Consider the following 21,289-nt stretch of genomic DNA (forward strand, 5'->3'; position numbering starts at 1 on the left):
ATGACGAATGAGACTTGGGTTCAAGTGCGCGAAGGGCTGCTCAAGCGAGTGGGCCGGAACAATTTTGTGACCTGGATCGAGCCTCTGCGGCTCATGGGTCTCGACGATGGCGTGGCGCGCTTTGAAGTCCCGACACTTTTCTTCGGCGATTGGGTGCAGCGCAATTTCGCGGATCATATCCGCCTGCGCCTGACCGAGGCCGGCTCGCCGGTCGAGCGGCTGGAGTTCGCCGTCTCCAACTCGCCGCGCCCGCCGCTGAAGGAGGTCAGGACGGCCGCGGCCCCCGTCGCCAAGGCCCGCCCGGCACCGGCCGAAGAGGATCTTCGCGGCGCCCCGCTGGATTCCCGCTTCACCTTCGACAGCTTCGTCGTCGGCAAGCCGAACGAGCTTGCCCACGCCGCCGCCCGCCGCGTCGCCGAAGGGGGGCCCGTCACCTTCAACCCGCTGTTCCTCTATGGCGGCGTGGGGCTGGGCAAGACGCACCTCATGCACGCCATCGCGCACGAGTTGCAGAAACGCCAGCCGGGCGCGCGGGTTCTCTATCTGTCGGCCGAGCAGTTCATGTACCGCTTCGTCCAGGCGCTGCGCGAGCGCGAGATCCTCGGCTTCAAGGAACTCTTCCGCTCGGTCGATGTGCTCATGGTGGATGACGTGCAGTTCATCGCCGGCAAGGACTCGACGCAGGAGGAATTCTTCCACACGTTCAACGCCCTGGTCGATCAGAACAAGCAGATCGTGATCTCGGCCGACCGTGCGCCCGGCGAGATCAAGGATCTCGAGGAGCGGATCAAGAGCCGCCTGCAATGCGGCCTCGTGGTGGACCTGCATCCGACCGACTACGAGCTGCGCCTCGGCATCCTGCAGCAGAAGGCCGACTTCTACCGCGAACAGTATCGCGGCCTCGTCATTGCCGACGGCGTGCTCGAGTTCCTCGCCCACCGCATCACGACCAACGTCCGCGTGCTGGAAGGCGCCCTCACCCGCCTCTTTGCCTTCGCAAGCCTCGTGGGGCGCGAGATCACGCTGGATCTGGCGCAGGACTGCCTGGCCGACATTCTCCGAGCCAGCGACCGGAAGGTCACGATCGAGGAGATCCAGCGCAAGGTGGCCGAGCATTACAACATCCGCCTCAGCGACATGATCGGCCCCAAGCGCCTGCGCACCATCGCCCGCCCGCGTCAGGTGGCGATGTATCTGGCCAAGCACCTGACGCCCCGCTCGCTGCCCGAGATCGGCCGACGCTTCGGCGGCCGCGACCACACCACGATCATGCATGGCGTGCGCAAGATCGAGGAGCTGATGGCCACCGACTCGCAACTGGCGGACGACCTGCAGCTTCTGCGCCGCCTGCTGCAGGCCTGATCTGTGGCCACGGGGGCGCTTGACGCCCCCCTTGAACCATCCATAGTCGGGAAAAATCTTGAGGTTCGGTGCGAAACCGGGCAGTTTCGGCGTCCGCGTCAAGAAGGGGTGAGGGAATGAAGATCAGTATCGAGCGCGGCGCTCTGCTAAAGGCCGTGGGCCAGGCCCAGTCGGTCGTCGAGCGGCGGAACACCATTCCGATCCTCGCCAACGTGCTGATCGAGGCCGAAGGCGACACCGTCTCGTTCCGCGCCACCGACCTCGACATCGAGGTGGTGGACCGGACGCCCGCGGTGGTGGAGCGGCCCGGCGCGACGACCGTTTCGGCGGTCATGCTGCACGAGATCGTCCGCAAGCTGCCGGACGGCGCGCTGGTCGGCCTGAGCGAGGATGCGGCCTCGGGCCGGCTGACGGTGACGGCCGGCCGGTCGGTCTTCAGCCTTGCCACGCTGCCGCGGGAGGATTTCCCCGTGATGGCAAGCTCGGAATACAGCTCGAACTTCACCGCGCCGGCCCCCGTGCTGCGGCGCTTGTTTGACAAGGCGAAGTTCGCCATCTCGACCGAGGAGACGCGCTATTACCTCAACGGCGTCTTCATGCATGTGGCGACGGGCGAGGAGGGGCCGGTGCTGCGCTGCGTGGCGACCGACGGCCACCGTCTCGCGCGGATCGACGCCCCGCTGCCCGAGGGTGCCGAGGGCATGGCCGGGGTGATCGTGCCGCGCAAGACCGTGAACGAACTGCGCAAGCTGCTCGACGACGACGAGGCGCAGATCAAGGTTTCCGTGTCGGAGACCAAGGTGCGCTTCGCCACGCCGCAGATCACCATGACCTCGAAGGTGATCGACGGCACCTTTCCCGACTATTCGCGTGTGATCCCGACGGGCAATGCGCGGCGCCTCGAGGTGGATGCGCAGGAGTTCGCGAAGGCTGTGGACCGGGTGGCCACCGTCTCGTCCGAGCGGTCGCGGGCGGTGAAGCTGTCGCTCGACGAGGATCGGCTGGTTCTGTCGGTCAATGCGCCTGATTCCGGCGCGGCCGAGGAGGAACTGGCCGTGGCTTATGGCGACGAGCGGCTGGAGATCGGCTTCAACGCCAAGTATCTGCTCGAGATCGCAAGCCAGGTGGACCGGGAGAACGCCGTGTTCCTGTTCAACTCGTCGGGCGATCCGACGCTGATGCGGGAAGGCAACGACATGTCGGCGGTCTATGTCGTCATGCCGATGCGCGTGTGACGGAAGACAGCCGGGGGCGCTGCCCCCGCGCCCCCGGGATATTTTTCCCAGAATGAAAGGAGAAGGGATGCGCGGGCTTGCCGTCACATCCCTCGCTCTCTCGCACTTCCGCTCGCATCGCGCGGCGCGGATGGCGTTCGACGGGCGGCCGGTGGCCTTCGTGGGCGCGAATGGGGCGGGCAAGACGAACGTGCTCGAGGCGATCTCGCTGCTTTCTCCCGGGCGGGGGTTGCGGCGCGCGGCGGCCGACGAGATCGCGCGGCGGCCCGAGGCGCTGGGATGGAAGGTGGCCGCCGCCGTGCGGGGGCTCCATTCCGACCATGAGGTCGAGACCTGGGCCGAGGGCGGCGGGGCGCGGCAGGTGCGCATCGACGGCAAGGCCGCGACGCAGGTGATGCTGGGGCGGCTCTTGCGCATCGTCTGGCTGGTGCCCGCCATGGACCGGCTCTGGACCGAGGCGGCGGAGGGACGGCGGCGGTTTCTCGACCGGGTGGCGATGAGTTTCGCGCCCGACCATGCCGAGGCGGTGCTCGATTACGAGAAGGCGATGCGCGAGCGGAACCGGCTTCTGAAGGAGCAGGTGGCCGATGCCCATTGGCATGCGGCGCTCGAGGGGCGGATGGCCGAGGCCGCGCGGGTGATCCGGGCGCATCGGGAGGCGGCGGTGGCACGGTTGATGGCGGCACAGGGGGCGGCCGAGACGGCCTTTCCGCGGGCCGTGCTGTCGGTCGCCTCGGAGGATCCCGAGGATCTGGCCGCGGCCTGGGCCGAGGGGCGGCGGCGGGACATGGCGGCGGGGCGGACGCTGCTGGGGCCGCACCGCGCCGATCTGACGGCGATCTATGCGGCCAAAGGCGTTCCGGCGGCGCAATGTTCAACGGGCGAGCAGAAGGCGCTTCTCATCTCGCTGGTCCTTGCCAATGGGCGCGCGCTGGCCGAGGATCTGGGGGCGGCGCCGATCCTGCTGCTCGACGAGGTGGCGGCCCATCTCGATGAGGGGCGACGGGCGGCCCTGTTCGACGAGATCTGCGCGCTCGGGGCGCAGGCCTACATGACCGGCACGGGGCCGGAGCTGTTCACCGCGCTCGGGGGGCGGGCGCAGAGGATCGAGGTGACGGAGGCCGAGGGGCTTTCGCAGACAAGGGAGATGTCGCCATGACACCGCAGCGCGTCACGCTCATCACGCTGGGCGTGGGCGATCTGGCGGCCTCGGTCGCCTTTTACGAGCGGCTGGGCTGGAAGCAGCACCGGGCGCAGGAGGACGTGGCCTTCTTCCAGTTGCAAGGCTCGGCCCTGGCGCTGTTCGGAAGCGCTGCGCTTGCGGCCGATCAGGGGCGGCCGGGGGCCGGCCTCGGGACGGGAGCCGTGACGCTGGCACAGAACTTCGCGACCGAAGCCGAGGTCGATGCGGCCTTCGACGCGGCGCTTGCCGCGGGCGCGACAGCCCTGAAGCGGCCCGAAAAGGTATTCTGGGGTGGTTACTCGGGCTACTGGGCCGATCCTGACGGTCATGTCTGGGAGGTGGCGATGAACCCCCTGTGGCCGCTGGCCGAGGATGGCAGCCTCACGCTGCCCTGACGGCGGGGCGGGGCTAAATCTTGGGCCCCGGGCGTGACATTCCCGGGCAGGACCGCTATAACTCGCGCGCAAAGCAAAGGGTTTGTCCGAATGGCCGAAGCTGCCCGCGTGCCGGAAGAGTATGGCGCCGATTCCATCAAGGTTCTCAAGGGGCTGGAGGCTGTCCGCAAGCGTCCCGGCATGTATATCGGCGACACGGACGATGGCTCGGGCCTCCACCATATGGTTTATGAGGTGGTGGACAACGGGATCGACGAGGCGCTGGCGGGCCACGCGACCGCTGTGACGGTGAAGATCCATGCCGACAGTTCGGTGTCCGTGCGCGACAACGGGCGCGGGATCCCGGTGGACATGCATGCCTCCGAAGGCGTGTCGGCGGCCGAGGTCATCATGACCCAGCTCCATGCCGGGGGCAAATTCGACCAGAACAGCTACAAGGTCTCGGGCGGCCTGCATGGCGTGGGCGTCTCGGTGGTGAACGCCCTGTCCGACTGGCTCGAACTGCGCATCTGGCGCAACGGCAAGGAGCATTTCGCCCGGTTCGAGAACGGCGAGACGGTAGAGCATCTGCGCGTGGTCCGCGACGCGCCGGGCGAGAAGGGCACCGAGGTGCGCTTCCTCGCCGCGGCCAAGACCAACCGACCTGACGGAACCTTCTCGAACCTCGACTACAGCTTCAAGACGCTCGAGAACCGCCTGAGGGAGCTTGCCTTCCTCAACTCCGGTGTCCGTATCCTGCTCGAGGACGAGCGCCCTGCGGAGCCGCTGCACAGCGAGCTGTTCTACGAGGGCGGCGTGCGCGAGTTCGTCCGTTATCTCGACCGATCGAAGAGCCCGGTGATGCCCGAGCCGATCTTCATCACGGGCGAGCGCGGCGGGATCGGGGTCGAGATCGCGATGTGGTGGAACGACAGCTACCACGAGACGGTGCTGCCCTTCACCAACAACATTCCGCAGCGTGACGGCGGCACCCACCTTGCGGGCTTCCGGGGCGCGCTGACGCGGACCATCACCAAATATGCGCAGGACAGCGGGATCGCCCGGCGCGAGAAGGTGGATTTCACCGGCGACGACGCGCGCGAGGGGCTGACCTGCGTTCTGTCGGTCAAGGTGCCGGACCCCAAGTTCTCCAGCCAGACCAAGGACAAGCTGGTTTCGTCCGAGGTGCGCCCGGCGGTCGAGAACCTCGTGAACGAGAAGCTCGCCGAGTGGTTCGAGGAGAACCCGGCCGCCGCCAAGGGCATCGTTGGCAAGATCGTCGAGGCGGCGCTGGCGCGCGAGGCGGCGCGCAAGGCCCGCGAGATGACCCGGCGCAAGACCGCGATGGACGTGGCCTCGCTCCCCGGCAAGCTGGCCGATTGCCAGGAGAAGGACCCGGCGCTGTCGGAACTGTTCATCGTCGAGGGGGACTCGGCCGGCGGCTCGGCCAAGCAGGGGCGCGCGCGGAAGAACCAGGCGGTTCTGCCGCTCCGGGGCAAGATCCTGAACGTGGAGCGCGCGCGCTTCGACCGGATGCTGTCCTCGGAAACCGTGGGCACGCTGATCACCGCGCTCGGCGCGGGCATCGGGCGCGACGAGTTCGACATCGGCAAGCTGCGCTACCACAAGATCATCATCATGACCGACGCGGACGTGGACGGCGCCCATATCCGCACGCTGCTGCTGACCTTCTTCTTCCGGCAGATGCCCGCCATCATCGAGGGGGGCTTCCTCTACATCGCGCAGCCGCCGCTCTACAAGGTCGCGCGCGGCAAGTCCGAGGTCTACCTCAAGGACCAGGCGGCGCTGGACGATTACCTGATCCAGCAGGGGATCGAGGGGGCCATCCTGCGGCTGGCGACGGGCGAAGAGATCGCCGGGCAGGACCTGCTCCGCGTGATCGAGGGCGCGCGCCAGTTCCGCCGCGTGCTGGAGGGTTTCCCCACGCATTACCCGCGCAACATCCTGGAACAGGCGGCCCTTTCGGGGGCGTTCGATCCGGGCCGGGCCGATGACGATCTGCAACTCGTGGCCGACCGTGTGGCCGAGCGGCTGGATCTGACGGCCGCGGAATACGAGCGCGGCTGGAAGGGCCGGATCACGCAGGACCACGGCATCCGTCTGTCGCGCGTGCTTCGCGGGGTGGAAGAGCTTCGGACGCTTGACGGGGCCGTGCTTCGGTCGGGTGAGGCGCGGCGTCTGTCGCAGGTCTCGGGCCAGACGCGCGATGTCTATGCGCCGGGGGCGCGGCTCGTCCGCAAGGACCGCGAGCAGCCGATCCACGGGCCGATCGCGCTTCTGAAGGCGGTGCTGGCCGAGGGCGAGAAGGGCCTGTCGCTCCAGCGTTACAAGGGCCTTGGCGAGATGAACCCGGAGCAACTCTGGGAAACCACGCTCGACCCCGAGGCGCGCACGCTGCTGCAGGTCAAGGTCGAGGATCTGGCCGAGGCCGACGACATCTTCACCAAGCTGATGGGCGACGTGGTCGAGCCGCGGCGCGAGTTCATCCAGCAGAACGCGCTGAACGTCGAGAATCTGGACACCTGAGGCCGATCCGGCGCAGGCGGGGGCGGGGCTGATCCGACGGTGCGGGCGCCTTTTCCACGCGGCGGCGACGTTCTAAGGAAGGCCATGCGCCAGACCCTGACCGAAATCTACGAAGCCCGCGTCGATGCCGAGGATCTGCGGGCCGATCCCGCGCAGCACGCCGTCCTGCCGGATCTCGAGCACATCCGGCAGTGGATTGAGGCCCATCCCGAACGCAAGCGGGGCCTCTTCGGCCTCTTTGCAGCGAAGGAAGAGCTGCCGAAGGGGCTCTATCTCTGGGGCGGGGTCGGGCGGGGCAAGTCGATGCTGATGGACCTCTTCGCCGATGCCGTGGACATCCCGGCGAAGCGCCGCGTGCATTTCCACGCCTTCATGCAGGAGGTGCAGCAGGGCATGCACGAGGCCCGCAAGAAGGGGGTCGAGGATGCGCTGCAGCCGGTGGCCGACCGGGTGGCCGGCGAGGTCCGGCTTCTGGCCTTCGACGAGATGCAGATCACCGACATCACCGACGCGATGATCGTCGGGCGCCTGTTCCAGAAGCTGTTCGATCAGGGCGTGGTGATCGTGACCACCTCGAACCGGCCGCCCGAGGATCTTTACGAGAACGGCCTCAACCGGCAGGTCTTCCTGCCCTTCATCGACCTCCTGCGCGAGCGGATGAAGGTGGTCGAGCTGGAAAGCCCGACGGACTACCGCCAGCACCGGCTGCAGGGGGCGCAGGTCTTCTTCCATCCGGCAAGCCGTGCGCAGGGTGAGATCTCCCGCATCTGGACCGATCTCACGGGCGGCGACCGCGGCCATCCGCTGCGCCTTCCGGTCAATGGCCGGACGGTCGAGATTCCATGCTTCGCGAATGGCGTGGGGCGGGCGACCTTCTGGGACCTCTGCGCCCGCCCGCTGGGACCGGCCGATTTCCTCGCGATCGCCGAGGCCTGCCGGGTGCTGATCCTCGAGGACATTCCGCGGCTGTCTGCGGAAAATTACAATGAGGCCAAGCGGTTCGTGACCCTGATCGACGCGCTCTACGAGGCGCGGGTGCGCCTGATCGCCTCCGCCGCGGATGAGCCCGAGCGTCTCTATATCGAAGGCGAAGGCGTCTTTGAGTTCGAGCGCACAGCGAGCCGCCTGCGCGAGATGCAATCGGCGGAGTGGGGGGCCTAGCCCCGGCCGGCCGGGCGCAGGGCGGGGCCGGCCGCGCCGGTCAGGTGCGGAACTCGTCCTCGGCGTAGCCCTGCACGAAGAGCAGCGCGGTCAGGTCGCCGTGGTTGATGCGGATGTCGCACTCGGCCGCCACCACGGGCTTCGCGTGCAGCGCCACGCCCGCGCCCGCCCGCTTGAGCATGCCCAGATCGTTCGCCCCGTCGCCCACCGCCATGGCCGCCTCGACCCCGATCCCCATGCGGGCGGTGATCTCCTCGAGCGCCGCGAGCTTCGCCTCCCGGCCAAGGATGGGCTCGGCCACCGTGCCGGTGAGCGCGCCATCCGCGACATGGAGGATGTTGGCGCGATGCTCGTCAAAGCCGAGGCCCGCGGCGACCTTCGCGGTAAAGGCGGTGAAGCCGCCCGAGACGAGCGCCGCGCGTCCGCCGTTGGCCTTCATCGTCTGCACCAGCGCCCGGCCGCCGGGCATGTAATGGATCCGCGTCTCGAGCACCCGGTCGATCACCGAGGCCGGCAGGCCCTTCAGCAGCCCCACCCGTTCGCGCAGCGCGGTTTCGAAGTTCAGCTCGCCGTTCATCGCGCGCCGGGTGATGCCTGCGACATATTCGCCAACGCCCGCCTCGTCGGCCAGCTCGTCGATGCATTCCTGACGGATCATGGTCGAATCCATGTCCGCCAGAAGCAGCTTCTTGCGCCGGCCCTCGGCGGGAACCACGGCCAGATCCACCTTCAGCGCCTGCAGATCCTCCCAGACCTGCCAAAGGTTCGAAGGCATTGCAGACACGGGAAATTCCGCCGCCACCCCCGGTTGCAACCAGCGCGCATCGCCTCCGCCCCAGGCGTTGCGCAGCGACTCGACGGTGGCGCGCTCGAGGCCCGGAGAGGTCGGATCGGTCATGAGGACGGCAACGAACATCGCACTCTCCCAAGGTCGCTTTCACGAGGTCGAACGCCGCTCTAGGGCAATTCTTTTCCTTGCGCCAGAGCCCGGCGAGGCGTAATGGCGGCGGCGGGACACCTCTCCCCAACGAGAGGCATCTATCTGGAAGGATACTATGTCTGATCTGCAGACCCCGGCCGCGCGGCCGGCCAATCCGCGCTTCTCCTCCGGCCCCTGCGCCAAGATTCCCGCCTATTCGCTGGACCTTCTGTCGGACGCCCCGCTGGGCCGTTCGCACCGTGCCGCCGTCGGCAAGGCCAAGCTGAAAGAGGCGATCGAGCTGACCCGCGAGATCCTCGGCGTCCCCGCCGGATACCGCATCGGCATCGTCCCCGGTTCCGACACCGGCGCGGTCGAGATGGCGATGTGGTCGCTCTTGGGCGCACGGCCCGTCGAGATGCTGGCCTGGGAAAGCTTCGGCGAAGGCTGGGTCACCGACGCGGTCAAGCAGCTGAAACTCGACGCGACCGTCCGCAAGGCGCCCTATGGCGAGATCGTGGATTTCGCGCAGGTCGATTTCGATAAGGACGTGGTCTTCACCTGGAACGGCACGACGTCCGGCGTGCGCCTGCCGAACGGCGACGCGATCCCCGCGGACCGCGCGGGCCTGACCATCTGCGATGCGACCTCGGCGGCCTTCGCCATGGACCTGCCGTGGGACAAGCTCGATGTCGTCACCTTCTCCTGGCAGAAGGTGCTGGGCGGCGAGGGCGCGCACGGGATGCTGATCCTCAGCCCCCGCGCGGTCGAGCGGCTGGAAAGCTACACCCCCGCATGGCCGATGCCGAAGATCTTCCGCATGACCAAGGGCGGCAAGCTGATCGAGGGCATCTTCGAGGGTGAGACGATCAACACGCCGTCGATGCTGGCGGTCGAGGACTACCTCGTGTCGCTGAAATGGGCGAAGTCCATCGGCGGGCTCAAGGCGCTGGTGGCGCGGGCCGAGGCCAACTCGAAGGCCGTGGCCGATTTCGTGGCGGCGAACGACTGGATCGCGAACCTTGCCGTCGATCCGGCGACAGCCTCGACCACCTCGGTCTGCCTGAAGTTCACCGATCCGCGCATCACCGACGGCGCGGCCTTCGCCAAGGCGGTGGCCAAGCGGCTGGAAAAGGAAGGCGTGGCGCTGGACGTGGGCGCCTATCGCGACGCGCCGGCGGGCCTCAGGATCTGGTGCGGCTCGACCGTCGAGACCTCGGATGTCGCGGCGCTGATGCCCTGGCTGAAATGGGCCTTCGAGGCCGAGATCGCGGCGCTCGCCAAGGCCGCCTGAGCCACCTTCTCCAGACATGACAAAGGCGGGGGACAGCCCCCGCCAACGTTTCCCCATTCCACAGGATGCCCGACATGGCCCCCCGCGTTCTCGTTTCCGACGAACTCTCCGAAACCGCTGTCCAGATCTTCCGCGACCGTGGCGTCGAGGTCGACTACATGCCGAAACTCGGCAAGGATAAGGAAAAGCTGGCCGAGATCATCGGCCAGTATGACGGTCTCGCCATCCGCTCGGCCACCAAGGTGACCGAGAAGCTGCTGGAAGCCGCCACCAACCTGAAGGTGATCGGCCGCGCCGGCATCGGCGTCGACAACGTCGACATCCCGGCCGCCTCGCGCAAGGGCGTGATCGTGATGAACACGCCGTTCGGCAACTCGATCACCACCGCCGAGCACGCCATCGCGATGATGTTCGCCGTGGCGCGGCAACTGCCCGAGGCCAACGTCTCGACCCACGCCGGCAAGTGGGAGAAGTCGCGCTTCATGGGTGTCGAGGTCTTCAACAAGACCCTCGGCGTGATCGGCGCGGGCAACATCGGCGGCATCGTCTGCAACCGCGCGGTCGGGCTTCACATGAAGGTCGTGGCCTACGATCCCTTCCTGTCGGAAGAGCGCGCGAAGCAGCTGGGCGTCATCAAGGTCGAACTGGACGAGCTTCTGGCCAAGGCCGATTTCATCACGCTGCATGTGCCGCTGACCGACAAGACCCGCAACATCCTCTCGGCCGAGAACATCGCCAAGACGAAGAAGGGCGTGCGGATCATCAACTGCGCCCGCGGCGGTCTGGTCGATGAGGCCGCGCTGGCCGAGGCGCTGAAGTCCGGCCATGTCGCGGGCGCCGCCTTCGACGTCTTCGAGGTGGAGCCGGCCACCGAGAGCCCGCTGTTCGGCCTGCCGAACGTCGTCGTGACCCCGCACCTCGGCGCCTCCACCACCGAGGCGCAGGAGAACGTGGCCCTGCAGGTCGCCGAGCAGATGTCGGACTTCCTGCTGACCGGCGCGGTGCAGAACGCGCTGAACATGCCCTCGGTGACGGCGGAAGAGGCCGCGGTCATGGGGCCGTGGGTGAAGCTTGCCGGTCACCTTGGCGCCTTCGTGGGCCAGATGACCGACGAGCCGATCAAGGCGATCAACGTGCTCTATGACGGCGCCGTGGGCGAGATGAACCTCGCCGCGCTGAACTGCGCCACCATCGCCGGCATCATGAAAGCCACGAACCCCGACGTGAACCTCGTCTCGGCGCCGGTCGTCGCGAAAGAGCGCGGCATCCAGATCTCGACGACCACTCAGGAGAAATCGGGCAGCTTCGACGCCTACATCAAGCTGACCGTGGTGACCGACAAGCGCGAGCGGTCGGTCGCGGGCACCTGCTTCTCGGACGGCAAGCCGCGCTTCATCCAGATCAAGGGCATCAACATCGACGCCGAGGTTGGCCGCCACATGCTCTATACCACGAACGAGGACGTGCCGGGCATCATCGGCCTTCTCGGCATGACGATGGGCAAGAACGGCGTGAACATCGCGAACTTCACCCTTGGCCGGACCTCGGTCGGGCAAGAGGCCATCGCGATCCTCTACCTCGATCAGGCCATTGATCCGAAGGTCGTCGAGACGCTCGAATCGACCGGCATGTTCCAGCAGGTCAAGCCGCTCGAGTTCGACGTCGCCTGACCGGGCGTCCGGCTGCCCTTCCGGTTTCCGGCGGGGGCGCATATGGTGCGGAGGTCCGGCTTGGCCGGGCCTCCGTATCATTTTGGAAGGACCCAGATGCGAAGCTACGCCATCGGCGACATCCACGGACATCTGTCGCTTCTGCAGGAGATCCACGACCGGATCGCCGCGGACCGGCGCCAGACCGGGGACGACGAGGCGCCTGTCGTCCATATCGGCGATCTGGTGGACCGGGGCCCCGACAGCCGCGGTGTCGTGGAATTTCTCCGGCAGGGAATCGAGCAGGGCGAGAACTGGGTGGTGCTGAAGGGCAACCACGACCGGATGTTCGCGGGCTTCATGCGCGACCTGACCCACCACGATCCGGGCCTCCGGCGCGAGCTGTCGTGGCTGCATCCCCGGCTTGGCGGCGGGCCGACGCTGGAGTCCTACGGTGTCCACCACGCCGCCGACCGCCCGCTCGGCCCGGTGCATGAGGAGGCCCTCGCCCTCGTGCCGCCCGAGCATGTGGCCTTCATCGAGGCGCTTCCGGTCCAGTATCGTCGCGGCGAGGCGCTGTTCGTCCATGCCGGCATCCGGCCGGGTGTTGCGCTCGCCAGTCAGGATGAGACCGATCTGGTCTGGATCCGCGAGCCCTTCCTGTCGGACACGCGCGATCACGGATTCCTCGTCGTGCACGGGCACACGGCCATTGACGCCGTGACCCACTACGGGAACCGCTTGAACCTCGACAGCGGGGCGGCCTATGGCGGCCCCCTCTCGGCGGTGGTGATCGAGGGCCATTCCGTCTGGCAACTCGGCCCCGACGGGCGCATCCCGATCGCCTGACCTTTCGCGGAACGCAACGTCACGGCAGCGGCCCGCCGACGGGACGGTAAGCTGTGCCTCGAACAGAGAGAAAGGCCGCGCCATGTCCGACATCCTCATCCTCTCCGCCGTGCGGACCGCCATCGGCGGCTTCGGCGGCGCGCTCGCCGCCGTGCCGCCGGGCGATCTGGCCACCACCGTCACCCGCGCCGCGCTGGAGCGCGCGGGGGTCGAGCCGGACCGCGTCGGCCATGTGGTCTTCGGCCATGTGATCAACACCGAGCCGCGCGACATGTATCTCTCGCGCGTGGCGGCGATGCAGGCGGGCATCCCCTCGGGCGTGCCGGCAATGAACGTGAACCGGCTCTGCGGCTCGGGCGTGCAGGCCATCGTCTCGGCCATGCAGGCGCTGATGCTGGGCGATGCCGAGGTGGCGCTGGCGGGCGGGGCGGAATCGATGAGCCGCGCGCCCTACGTGCTGGCCTCGGCCCGCTGGGGACAGAAGATGGGCGACACGCGCGCGCTCGACATGATGACGGGGGCGCTGAACTGCCCCTTCGGCACCGGCCACATGGGCATCACCGCCGAGATCGTGGCCGAGCGGCACGGCATCAGCCGCGAGGATCAGGACGCCTTCGCGCTGGAAAGCCAGACCCGTGCCGCGCGCGCGCAGGAGGAGGGGCGGTTTGACGGCCAGATCGCCCCGGTGGAGATCGCCTCCCGCAAGGGGCCGGTTTCCTTCGCGCGGGACGAACATCCCAAGGCCACCACGGCCGAGGCGCTGGCGGGTCTGCGCCCCGCCTTCCAGAAGGGCGGCACCGTGACGGCCGGCAATGCGAGCGGCATCAACGACGGAGCCGGCGCGCTGGTGCTGGCGCGCGAGGGGGCGGTGCCCGGCGCGCGTCCGCTCGGCCGGCTCATCGGCTATGCCCATGCGGGCGTCGATCCCGAGGTGATGGGGCTGGGGCCGATCCCGGCGGTGCAGGCGCTCTGCGCACGCACGGGCCTCTCGGTCGCGGACTTCGACGTGATCGAGTCGAACGAGGCCTTTGCCGCGCAGGCGCTGGCGGTGAGCCGCGCGCTCGACTTCGATCCGGCGAAGGTCAATCCGAACGGTGGCGCCATCGCGCTCGGCCATCCGGTCGGCGCCACGGGGGCGATCATCACGGTGAAGGCGCTGCACGAGCTGCACCGCACCGGCGGGCGTCGCGCGCTTGTCACCATGTGCATCGGCGGCGGGCAGGGGATCGCGCTGGCGCTGGAACGGGTCTGACGGCCGCGCCTAGCGCAGCCGAACGCTTGTCCGGGCCGAGCGGCCGTCCGCGTCGATCACCGACAGGGTGAGGAATCCCGCCGGCAGGTCGAGCATCGTTTCGCGCCCGCCGAGCGAGACCGCGACCGGCGCCCCATTGGCAAGCCAGGTGAAGGGCGCGGCCCCGCCCTCGACCTTCACCTTCAGGCCGCCGCGCAGCCGCTCGACCTCGGCCCCGTCGGGCGGGAAGGCGACCTGCGGCCCGCCCGCCGTCTGGAAGGCCGCAAGACGCGAGCGGAACCGGCGGAGCGGCTGGGGCAACTCGGCGTTGCTCACGGTCAGGGCCGCGCGCGGCGGGGGCGGCAACGGATCGAGCGCGGGCTTCAGCCGGGCGAAGGTGCGGAACAGAACCGGCGCCGCGAGATCGGCGCCGAAGACACCCGGCACCGGCGTTCCGTCGGCCCGCCCGAGCCAGACGCCGACCACATGCCGTCCGTCGAACCCCACCGCCCAGGCGTCACGGTGGCCGTAGCTCGTGCCGGTCTTGTAGGCCAGCCGGTTCGCGGGCGATCCGGGCGGCGGCGCCAGACCCGCGAGGATGTCGGCCACCTGCCAGGCCGACACCTCGGACAGAAGCCGGCGCCCCGGCGCGCCCTCACCCGCGACATGGAGCGGCAGGACCACGCCGCCCCGCGCCAGCGTCGCAAAGAGCTGCACCATGTCGGACAGCGTGACCCCTACGCCCCCCAGCGCCACGGCGAGGCCCGGCTGCCCGCCCGGCAGCACCGGCTTCACCCCGGCCTGCTCCAGCGCCGACAGAAGCCGCGCCGGTCCCAGCGCATCGGTCAGCGCGACCGCGGGCAGGTTGAGGGAGAGCTGCAACGCCTCGCGCGCGCGGATTTCGCCGCGGAATATCCGGTCGAAGTTCTGCGGCCGGTAGCCCGCGAAATCCATCGGCCGGTCGTCGAGCAGGGTCTCGGGATGGGCGAGGCCCTCGTCGAAAGCGAGCCCGTAGATCAGCGGCTTGAGGAGCGAGCCAGGGCTGCGCAGCGCCACGGTCATGTCGAGAAAGCCCTGCCGCCGATCGGCGCGATAGGCCGCCGAGCCGACCGAGGCGAGGATCTCGCCCGAGCGGTGGTCGGCCACCAGCATCGCCACCTGAAGCCGCTCGCCCCGCGCCTCGAGCGTCTCGGCGGCCAGCGCCTCGAGCCGCTTCTGCAGGGCCGCGTCCAGCGTCAGACGATGCTTCTGGCGCAAGGGATCGGCCTTCACCACGCGGTCGGCCAGATGCGGCGCGAGGGCGGGGAAGGGCTTGCGCGCGCGGGGCACCGGCTCGCGCAGGGCGGCCTCGGCCCGCTCGGCCTCGATCACGCCCGCCCGCACGGCCCGGGCAAGGACGCGGGCCCGCGCCGCCTCGGCCCGCTCGGGGTGGCGGTCGGGGCGCCGGCTCTCGGGCGATTGCGGGATCGCGACCAGAAGCGCCGCCTCGGCCGCGGTCAGCCGGCCGGGCTCCTTGCCGAGATAGGAGATCGAGGCCGCCCGGACCCCCTCGAGATTGCCGCCATAGGGCGCAAGGCGGAGGTAGAGCGACAGGATCTCCGGCTTCGACAGTCGCCGTTCCAGCGCGAGCGCGACACGCATCTGCCGCAGCTTGCCCGCCATCCTTCCGGTGCCGCTCTCTTCCAGCAACCGCGCGACCTGCATGGTCAGCGTCGAGCCGCCCGAGACGACCTGCCCATGGCGCAGCGCCTGCCAGCCCGCGCGCAGCAAGGCCCGGCCGTCCACTCCCGGATGGCGGTCAAAGCGGCCATCCTCATAGGCCACCAGCATCTTCAGGAACAAGGGATCGACCGGCCCAGGCTCCAGCCGCCACCGGCCGTCTGCGACCGTATAGGCGCGCAGGAGCGTGCCGTCGCGCGCCTCGACCTCGACCGAGGTCTGCAGGGCGAGGGGCGGCATGTCCGTCGCGGCGATGAAGCCGTCGAACCCGTCGCGGGCGGCGGCGGCGAGGAACAGGCCTGCCGCCGCCGCGAACAGCCACCGCGCCCGGATCATGGGGTGACGGAGACGCGGCCCGCCTCGGTCCAGGCGCGGAACTCGGGCCGGTACATGTCCTCGACCGAGGCCGCGGGGTGGTGGAACGTGCCCGGCGAGACGGCGCGCACGACATAGGCCAGCCGGAAGGCCTCGCCGTCGAGCCGGTCGAGCGCGGCGAGGAAACGGTCCTGCCGGAACTCGGCATGGGCCACATCCTCGACCGGCGCGAGCCAGTCCAGCGCATCGACCTGTCCGCCCCGCATCAGGTTCGGGTTGTCGATCTCGAATCCCGCGGGCAGCGGGTCGTTGACCATGAGCCGGCCCTCGCCGTTGCCGAAGGGTGTCACTTCCAGCACCGCCACCAGCCGCGTGCCCGCCGCGACCGAGGCCGGATCGGCGGCCTCGCCCTCCATCGTGTAGTAGCTTCGCGCGATGGCATAGCCGTTGCCCCCGGCGGGCGCGGGCTCCGAGGGAACCCCGGTGGTCGTGATGGTCAGCACCTGCGGGCCACCCGAGTTGGTGACCGCCACCGCCGGATCCCCGTCGCGCAAGAGCCGCACGAGCGGGCCTGTCGCGGGCGCGCCGTCGAGGGCGATGCCCTCCACCTCCGGCCGGTCGATCAGGGCGTTCGTGGCCAGAAGCGTCCAGGTCGCCTCCTGCGTGGAGAGCGTGCCGGTCCGCGTGGCGAGCGCGGTCGTCACCGCCTCGCGGTCCACCGCCTGCGAGCCGGCCTCGGCCGCCAGCGTGAGCACCGTGGCCGTGTCGCGGTACGGGGTGCCGTAGTCGGCACGGAACAGCTGCTCGGATGGCGCGGCAAGCGCGGCGTTGAGCCGGGCGGCGGCCTTGCGGAACATCGCATCCGCCCTGACCTGATCGCCGTAGCTGGCGAGCGCCGCGCCAAGCTGGGCCTGCGCCGCGGGCGTGGCAAAGGCGTCGCCCTTCACATCGGCATAGTAGCGCAAGTCGCCGATGGCGGCCGCTCCTTCGCGGGCCAGCACCATCAGCGCATAGGCCAGCCCCTCGCCGCCCGAGTCGAAGTCGGCGGCGTAGTTCACCTGATTGCGGAGGTTGTCGAGCGCCCGGCGCATGGCCAGATCCGGCACCTTGTATCCCTGCGCCTTCGCGCGGGAGAGGAAGTCGGTGACATAGGCGTCAAGCCAGAAGTCGCCCGACTGCGCCCGCCAGAGGCCGAAGGCCCCTTCGGCCGTCTGGTTGGTCAGCACCTCGTCGATGGCCTGCCCGATGCGCGCCGACATGTCCTCGGTGCCGGGCAGATCGAGCGCCCGGGCCACGCCGCTCAGGTAGAGGAGCGGCAGCGCCCGCGAGGTGATCTGCTCGGTGCAGCCATAGGGATAGCGGTCCAGGCTGGCCAGCAGCCCCGCCGTATCGAGCCGCGCGATCGGGCCGATGGCCATGGTCGCGCGCCCCGTGCCCGGCGCGAAGCCGGCAAACAGGTTGTCGTCCAGCGTGAATGTCTGGCCCGCATCGAGCGTCAGCCGGTCGCGCCGCGTGATCTCGGGGTCGTTCACCTGCACCGGCACCACAAGGCGCCTCGTCAGCTGCTTGCCCTCCGGCGTGGTGAGCGCGACCTCGATCTCCTGCAGGCCCGTCCGGCCGGCCGAAACCGGAACTTCAACGCGCGCTCGGCCTTTTTCGGCCAGATCGAGGCCCGAGGGCACCGATCCGACCGTGAGGCCCGGCGAGGAGACATCGAGGCTCACCCGTCCGGCGGGGCCGGTCGCGTGGGCGATCTCGAGGAGAAGGCGGCTTTCGTCGCCCGGCGCGAGGAAGCGCGGCAGGCTCGCCGTCACCACCACCGGATCGCGCACGAGCACATCCTGCTCGGCATGGCCGACGCCGGTCTTCGACCAGACGACCGCCATCACCCGCACCGTGCCGTTGAAGGCCGGCAGATCGAAGCGCGCGCGGGCGAGGCCGTCGGCCCCCACCTCGACCGGGCCGGAGAAGAAGGCCACCAGCTCTTCCGTCGGAGGCGGCGCCTGCATCTGCGCACGCCCGCCATCCCCGCCGGAGCGGACCGAGCCCTGCGCGCCGTTCATCCCGTCGATCAGCCGCCCGTAGAGGTCGCGGATGCCGACGCCGAGCTTGCGCTGGCCGAAGTAATGATCCTCGGGGTCGGGCGTCTCGAAGCCGGTGAGGTTCAGGATCCCCACATCGACGGCGGCAATCGTGGCGTGGACCGTCTCGCCCGGCGCTGTCCCCTCGACCTTGACCGCGATCTCCATCGGGCCACGCGGCGCGGCCTCGGCGGCGGTCTCGATCGTGGCCGCGAGCCTCTTCTCGCCGGGGTCGATGGCCGCATGGGCCAGCCCCAGGGCGCGGGTCGGGTTGCGCCCGGCCGCCACGTCCATCGGCCGCAGGAGCGTGGCCGTCACATAGACGCCCGTCCCCCAGTCGTCCGTCACCGGCAGATCGACCAGCGTCTCGCCCTCACCGACCTCGACCGCCTTCATCGCGATCACCCGGTTCGAGAGCACCGTCACCAGCGCCTTGCCCGGCGCGCGCGGCACGATCCGAAGCTGCGCCGTCTCGCCCGGCCGGTAGGCGGGCTTGTCGAGCGACAGTTCCAGCGTGTCGGGTGTCGCGGTGACATCGGCGGGGGCATACCAGCCGGCATGGAAGCTGGTGGAGCTCGCGGCCGGCCGGCCGTCGGCGCGCTCGACCACAAGCTCGTATTGTCCCCAGTCCACCGGGGCCCCGATCTCGACCGGAGAGGTGCCCAGCTGCGCCTCGCCCTCGGCCACGCGGGTGCGGGTCTCGACCGGCTCCCACGCCCAGTTGCCCCATTGCTGATACCATTGATAGTCGGTCTCGACCCGGTTCAGCGTCCAACGCACCTGCATCGGCACGGGCGTCTCCTCGGGGCCCACGCCCACCAGCGCGAAACGCGCCTCGGACCCCTGCGCGGCCACCCCGTCAAAGAGCGGGCGCAGGCCGATCATCGGCTCGGCCGGACGCAGCCGGCGGGTGATCGTCCGCTCGACCGGGCGACCTGACCCTTCCGAAACCCGCGCCGCCACAAGGATCTCGAGCGGACGCGCCGGATCCTCCACCTGCGGCAGGCGGATCGCAAAGCGGGCCGCTCCTGTCTCGTCCGTGCGCTCGCCGCCGAACGAGGCGATCTGCGGATCGAACCGGCGGTCGGACCGGCCGAAGACATAGCCGGGGAAGCCGGGCAGCCCCTCGGCCGTGCGCAGCAGCACCTCGCCCTCGATGGCGAGGTCCGCCCCCGGCGCGCCATAGAGGAAACTGGCCTCGACCGTCAGTTCGGGCGCATCGCCGAGCTTAATGGGCGCCTCGGGCAGGCTGGCCGCAACGTCGATCCGCTCGGGCAGGAAATCCTCGACCAGCAGGGTCTTCGCGGCCAGCGGGGCCGCCTCGAGATCCGCCAGCACCTCCAGCCGCCACACGCCGCGCGGCGCGGTGCCCGCAAGCGGCAGGTCGAACACATGGCCGCCCGCGCCGGTGCCCGAGGCCAGTGCGCGGGAATATTCCACCCCGTCCGGGCGCTTGAGGATCGCGGTCAGCGGCAGGCCCTCGATGGCCGCGGCGGCGGCATCGCGCGCCAGCGCGAGCGCATGGACCGTCTCGCCAGCCCGGTAGGCCCCGCGGTCGGTCGCAAGGAACACATCCACCGGAGGGGCAGGCTCGTGCCCCTCGACGCCGCGGTCGGAGAGATCGAACTCCGGGTCGGTCAGCGAGAGGAAGGCCACATCCGCCTCGCCCTCCTTCACCACGACGAGCGCGGGCTCGGCCGCGCCGGTGCCGCGGGTCAGGCCCGGATCGAAGGCGGCAAGGCCCTCGGCGTCGGTCGTGGCCGTGCCGAGAACGGCGTTCGCGCGCGACAGAAGCTCGACCTCGACGCCCGCCTTTGGCTCGGCCGTCCCGAGGCTGCGCACGAAGACATGCAGCCCGTCGGTCCCCGAGAGCGTGGTCACACCCAGGTCCGAGACCACGAACCATTGCCAGGCGGGCGGATGCTCGTAGCGGTCCTGCCCCGGGATCGCGGCCTTCAGCGCGTAGATGCCCCCGGGCAGGCCCCGCAGCGGCGCGTCCATCGGCAGGCGGGTGGTCATGTCGCGGTTGACCTCCATGGCCACCTCGCCCGTGCCCGTCCAGATCTCTTCGCCCACCTCCGAGGTGAACTGGTCCGCCTGCCACTGATCGAGCGGCCGGCCGAGATAGTCCTGCTGGATAGCCCGCAACAAGTTGCGGTCCGACACGCGATAGACGGCCAGATCGAGTGTCTGGGTATTCACCGTCTCGACCGGGATTGCCGGAGAGCCGGTTCGTGGCAGCACATAGGCGCGGCTCGGGAACCGGACGGAGGGCGCGCGGTCGCGCACATAGGCCGCGATCTGCACCGATCGGGCGAGCGTCTGGCCGTCGGCCGCGGGCAGCCCCTCGCGGAAGGTCAGCACATGGCGCGCGCCGTGGCTCACGCCGCCCACGCAGATCCGTCGGTCCTCGGCCTCGACCGTCAGACCCGGCTCGGTGAGCTGGACGAAGCTGGAATAGTCCACGCCGCTCTCGACCAGACTTTCAGAGAAGGTGACGCAGATCCGCGGGCGCGCCGTGTCCGCCTCGACCGTGTCCTCGATGATGCGGAACCCGTACTTGCCCGCCGCCGAGGCCAGCAGCCGCGCCGTATCGTCCCGCGGCTGGATCGACTGGGCCAGCCGCAGCGCCTGCACCATGTCGCGCCCGCGGTCCACCGCTTCGGCCGCGAGCCCCAGTTCGACCAGCGCCGTATGGCGCAGCGCCGGGGTGGCGGCGCGGAGATAGCCGTTGATGGCGGCGCGGAAGGCGCGGTCGCGCAGCATGTCGCGGCCCCTCGTGTCGGGCTCGCCCGCCGCGCGCAGTCGGCGGGCGTAGTCGATCCATGTCTCGCCCCGGTCCGAGGCGTTGACCGCGGCGCCCGTGAAGTTCGCCGCCGCCAAGAGATCACCCTGCGCCTGGGCGCGAGAGGCGCTGCGAAGATGCTCGTCGGCGGTGAAGCCGTTCACCGCATGTTCGTTTCCGAGGCTCGCGGCCTGCTCCTTCGCGCGCGTCAGGTCGTAGTCCGGCAGGAAGGCCAGCTCGGACGCGCGAAGGCGCGCCGTCTCCTGCCGGGCCGGGTCCGCCGGGACCACGACGCCCGAGGTGGCGCCTTGATAGGGCGCCTCGTCGCCCGAGGCGGATTTGGGGAAGCACGAGCCGTTGCGCGCGTTGTAGGTGAAGGCCACGCAGCCCGCGCGCGACAGGCAGGCGCGCTCGCAGGCCTCGAGCGTGGTGTCGAGGAGGGTGGCAATGTCGCTGCCCGGCAGGTCCGTGTCGGCGCTGAGGACGAAGCGGCGGTCCGGCAGCCAGTCCTGGGCCATGGCCGAGAGCGGCAGCAGAAGTCCAAGCATCAGGGCCGGCAGCAAGTGACGGGTGCGCATCGGGTTC

Annotated in this window: 13 protein-coding genes; 10 read left to right on the forward strand and 3 right to left on the reverse strand. The window is 69.6% G+C overall.

All coding sequences use genetic code 11. The features are described 5' to 3' along the window. From dnaA to zapE, 6 genes are all read left to right on the forward strand, one after another. A complete protein-coding gene (gene dnaA / locus LV780_RS00005) occupies positions 1-1,362 on the forward strand; it encodes a chromosomal replication initiator protein DnaA (protein ID WP_044247587.1) in 1,362 nt (453 codons plus the stop codon). Between the two features lie 116 nt (positions 1,363-1,478). Beyond that, positions 1,479-2,597 (forward strand): DNA polymerase III subunit beta, encoded by a 1,119-nt coding sequence (gene dnaN, locus LV780_RS00010; RefSeq protein WP_011907073.1) that lies wholly within the window; start codon positions 1,479-1,481, stop codon positions 2,595-2,597. 67 nt (positions 2,598-2,664) lie between these two features. Beyond that, positions 2,665-3,756 (forward strand): DNA replication/repair protein RecF, encoded by a 1,092-nt coding sequence (gene recF / locus LV780_RS00015; RefSeq protein WP_108222152.1) that lies wholly within the window; start codon positions 2,665-2,667, stop codon positions 3,754-3,756. Beyond that, the gene (locus tag LV780_RS00020) at positions 3,753-4,175 is read left to right on the forward strand and encodes a VOC family protein (RefSeq protein WP_108222154.1); all 423 of its coding nucleotides are present in this window, start codon (positions 3,753-3,755) and stop codon (positions 4,173-4,175) included. The genes recF and LV780_RS00020 overlap by 4 nt, the downstream gene beginning before the upstream one ends. A 90-nt stretch (positions 4,176-4,265) precedes the next feature. Further along, positions 4,266-6,701 (forward strand): DNA topoisomerase (ATP-hydrolyzing) subunit B, encoded by a 2,436-nt coding sequence (gene gyrB / locus LV780_RS00025; RefSeq protein WP_101341508.1) that lies wholly within the window; start codon positions 4,266-4,268, stop codon positions 6,699-6,701. An 84-nt stretch (positions 6,702-6,785) separates the two neighbouring features. Then, positions 6,786-7,862, forward strand: a complete 1,077-nt coding sequence (zapE, locus tag LV780_RS00030; RefSeq protein WP_108222156.1) for a cell division protein ZapE — start codon at positions 6,786-6,788, stop codon at positions 7,860-7,862. 40 nt (positions 7,863-7,902) lie between these two features. Here zapE and serB read toward each other — a convergent pair whose 3' ends face one another. Beyond that, positions 7,903-8,778: a phosphoserine phosphatase SerB gene (gene serB / locus LV780_RS00035; RefSeq protein WP_108222158.1), complete on the reverse strand. Its 876-nt coding sequence runs from the start codon at positions 8,776-8,778 to the stop codon at positions 7,903-7,905. Positions 8,779-8,917: 139 nt separating this feature from the next. On the opposite strand from serB, the gene LV780_RS00040 reads away from it, so the two are divergent. The 4 genes from LV780_RS00040 (at position 8,918) to LV780_RS00055 (ending at position 13,825) form a co-directional block, all read left to right on the forward strand. Then, a complete protein-coding gene (locus LV780_RS00040; RefSeq protein ID WP_108222160.1) occupies positions 8,918-10,075 on the forward strand; it encodes a phosphoserine transaminase in 1,158 nt (385 codons plus the stop codon). Positions 10,076-10,149: 74 nt separating this feature from the next. After that, on the forward strand, positions 10,150-11,745 hold the full coding sequence (gene serA, locus LV780_RS00045) for a phosphoglycerate dehydrogenase (RefSeq protein WP_011907080.1): 1,596 nt from the start codon (positions 10,150-10,152) through the stop codon (positions 11,743-11,745). A 96-nt stretch (positions 11,746-11,841) separates the two neighbouring features. Beyond that, the gene (locus tag LV780_RS00050; protein ID WP_044247590.1) at positions 11,842-12,573 is read left to right on the forward strand and encodes a metallophosphoesterase; all 732 of its coding nucleotides are present in this window, start codon (positions 11,842-11,844) and stop codon (positions 12,571-12,573) included. An 82-nt stretch (positions 12,574-12,655) separates the two neighbouring features. After that, a complete protein-coding gene (locus LV780_RS00055; RefSeq protein ID WP_011907082.1) occupies positions 12,656-13,825 on the forward strand; it encodes an acetyl-CoA C-acyltransferase family protein in 1,170 nt (389 codons plus the stop codon). 9 nt (positions 13,826-13,834) lie between these two features. Here LV780_RS00055 and pbpC read toward each other — a convergent pair whose 3' ends face one another. Both pbpC and LV780_RS00065 read right to left on the reverse strand, forming a co-directional pair. Beyond that, positions 13,835-15,859: a penicillin-binding protein 1C gene (gene pbpC / locus LV780_RS00060; RefSeq protein ID WP_108222161.1), complete on the reverse strand. Its 2,025-nt coding sequence runs from the start codon at positions 15,857-15,859 to the stop codon at positions 13,835-13,837. Then, on the reverse strand, positions 15,856-21,282 hold the full coding sequence (locus tag LV780_RS00065; protein WP_108222163.1) for an alpha-2-macroglobulin family protein: 5,427 nt from the start codon (positions 21,280-21,282) through the stop codon (positions 15,856-15,858). Before LV780_RS00065 ends, pbpC begins: the two co-directional genes overlap by 4 nt. Between the last annotated feature and the right edge of the window lie 7 nt (positions 21,283-21,289).

This window comes from Cereibacter azotoformans (assembly GCF_021391315.1).
In the GTDB taxonomy this organism is placed as follows: domain Bacteria; phylum Pseudomonadota; class Alphaproteobacteria; order Rhodobacterales; family Rhodobacteraceae; genus Cereibacter_A; species Cereibacter_A azotoformans.

Bases quoted from the DNA above. Each gene is read 5' to 3' on its own strand.
- gyrB (WP_101341508.1), top strand. From the start codon at position 4,266: ATGGCCGAAGCTGCCCGCGTGCCGGAAGAGTATGGCGCCGATTCCATC.
- LV780_RS00040 (WP_108222160.1), top strand. From the start codon at position 8,918: ATGTCTGATCTGCAGACCCCGGCCGCGCGGCCGGCCAATCCGCGCTTC.
- dnaA (WP_044247587.1), top strand. From the start codon at position 1: ATGACGAATGAGACTTGGGTTCAAGTGCGCGAAGGGCTGCTCAAGCGA.
- serA (WP_011907080.1), top strand. From the start codon at position 10,150: ATGGCCCCCCGCGTTCTCGTTTCCGACGAACTCTCCGAAACCGCTGTC.
- pbpC (WP_108222161.1), bottom strand. From the start codon at position 15,859: ATGATCCGGGCGCGGTGGCTGTTCGCGGCGGCGGCAGGCCTGTTCCTC.
- LV780_RS00065 (WP_108222163.1), bottom strand. From the start codon at position 21,282: ATGCGCACCCGTCACTTGCTGCCGGCCCTGATGCTTGGACTTCTGCTG.
- serB (WP_108222158.1), bottom strand. From the start codon at position 8,778: ATGTTCGTTGCCGTCCTCATGACCGATCCGACCTCTCCGGGCCTCGAG.
- recF (WP_108222152.1), top strand. From the start codon at position 2,665: ATGCGCGGGCTTGCCGTCACATCCCTCGCTCTCTCGCACTTCCGCTCG.
- LV780_RS00055 (WP_011907082.1), top strand. From the start codon at position 12,656: ATGTCCGACATCCTCATCCTCTCCGCCGTGCGGACCGCCATCGGCGGC.
- zapE (WP_108222156.1), top strand. From the start codon at position 6,786: ATGCGCCAGACCCTGACCGAAATCTACGAAGCCCGCGTCGATGCCGAG.
- LV780_RS00020 (WP_108222154.1), top strand. From the start codon at position 3,753: ATGACACCGCAGCGCGTCACGCTCATCACGCTGGGCGTGGGCGATCTG.
- dnaN (WP_011907073.1), top strand. From the start codon at position 1,479: ATGAAGATCAGTATCGAGCGCGGCGCTCTGCTAAAGGCCGTGGGCCAG.
- LV780_RS00050 (WP_044247590.1), top strand. From the start codon at position 11,842: ATGCGAAGCTACGCCATCGGCGACATCCACGGACATCTGTCGCTTCTG.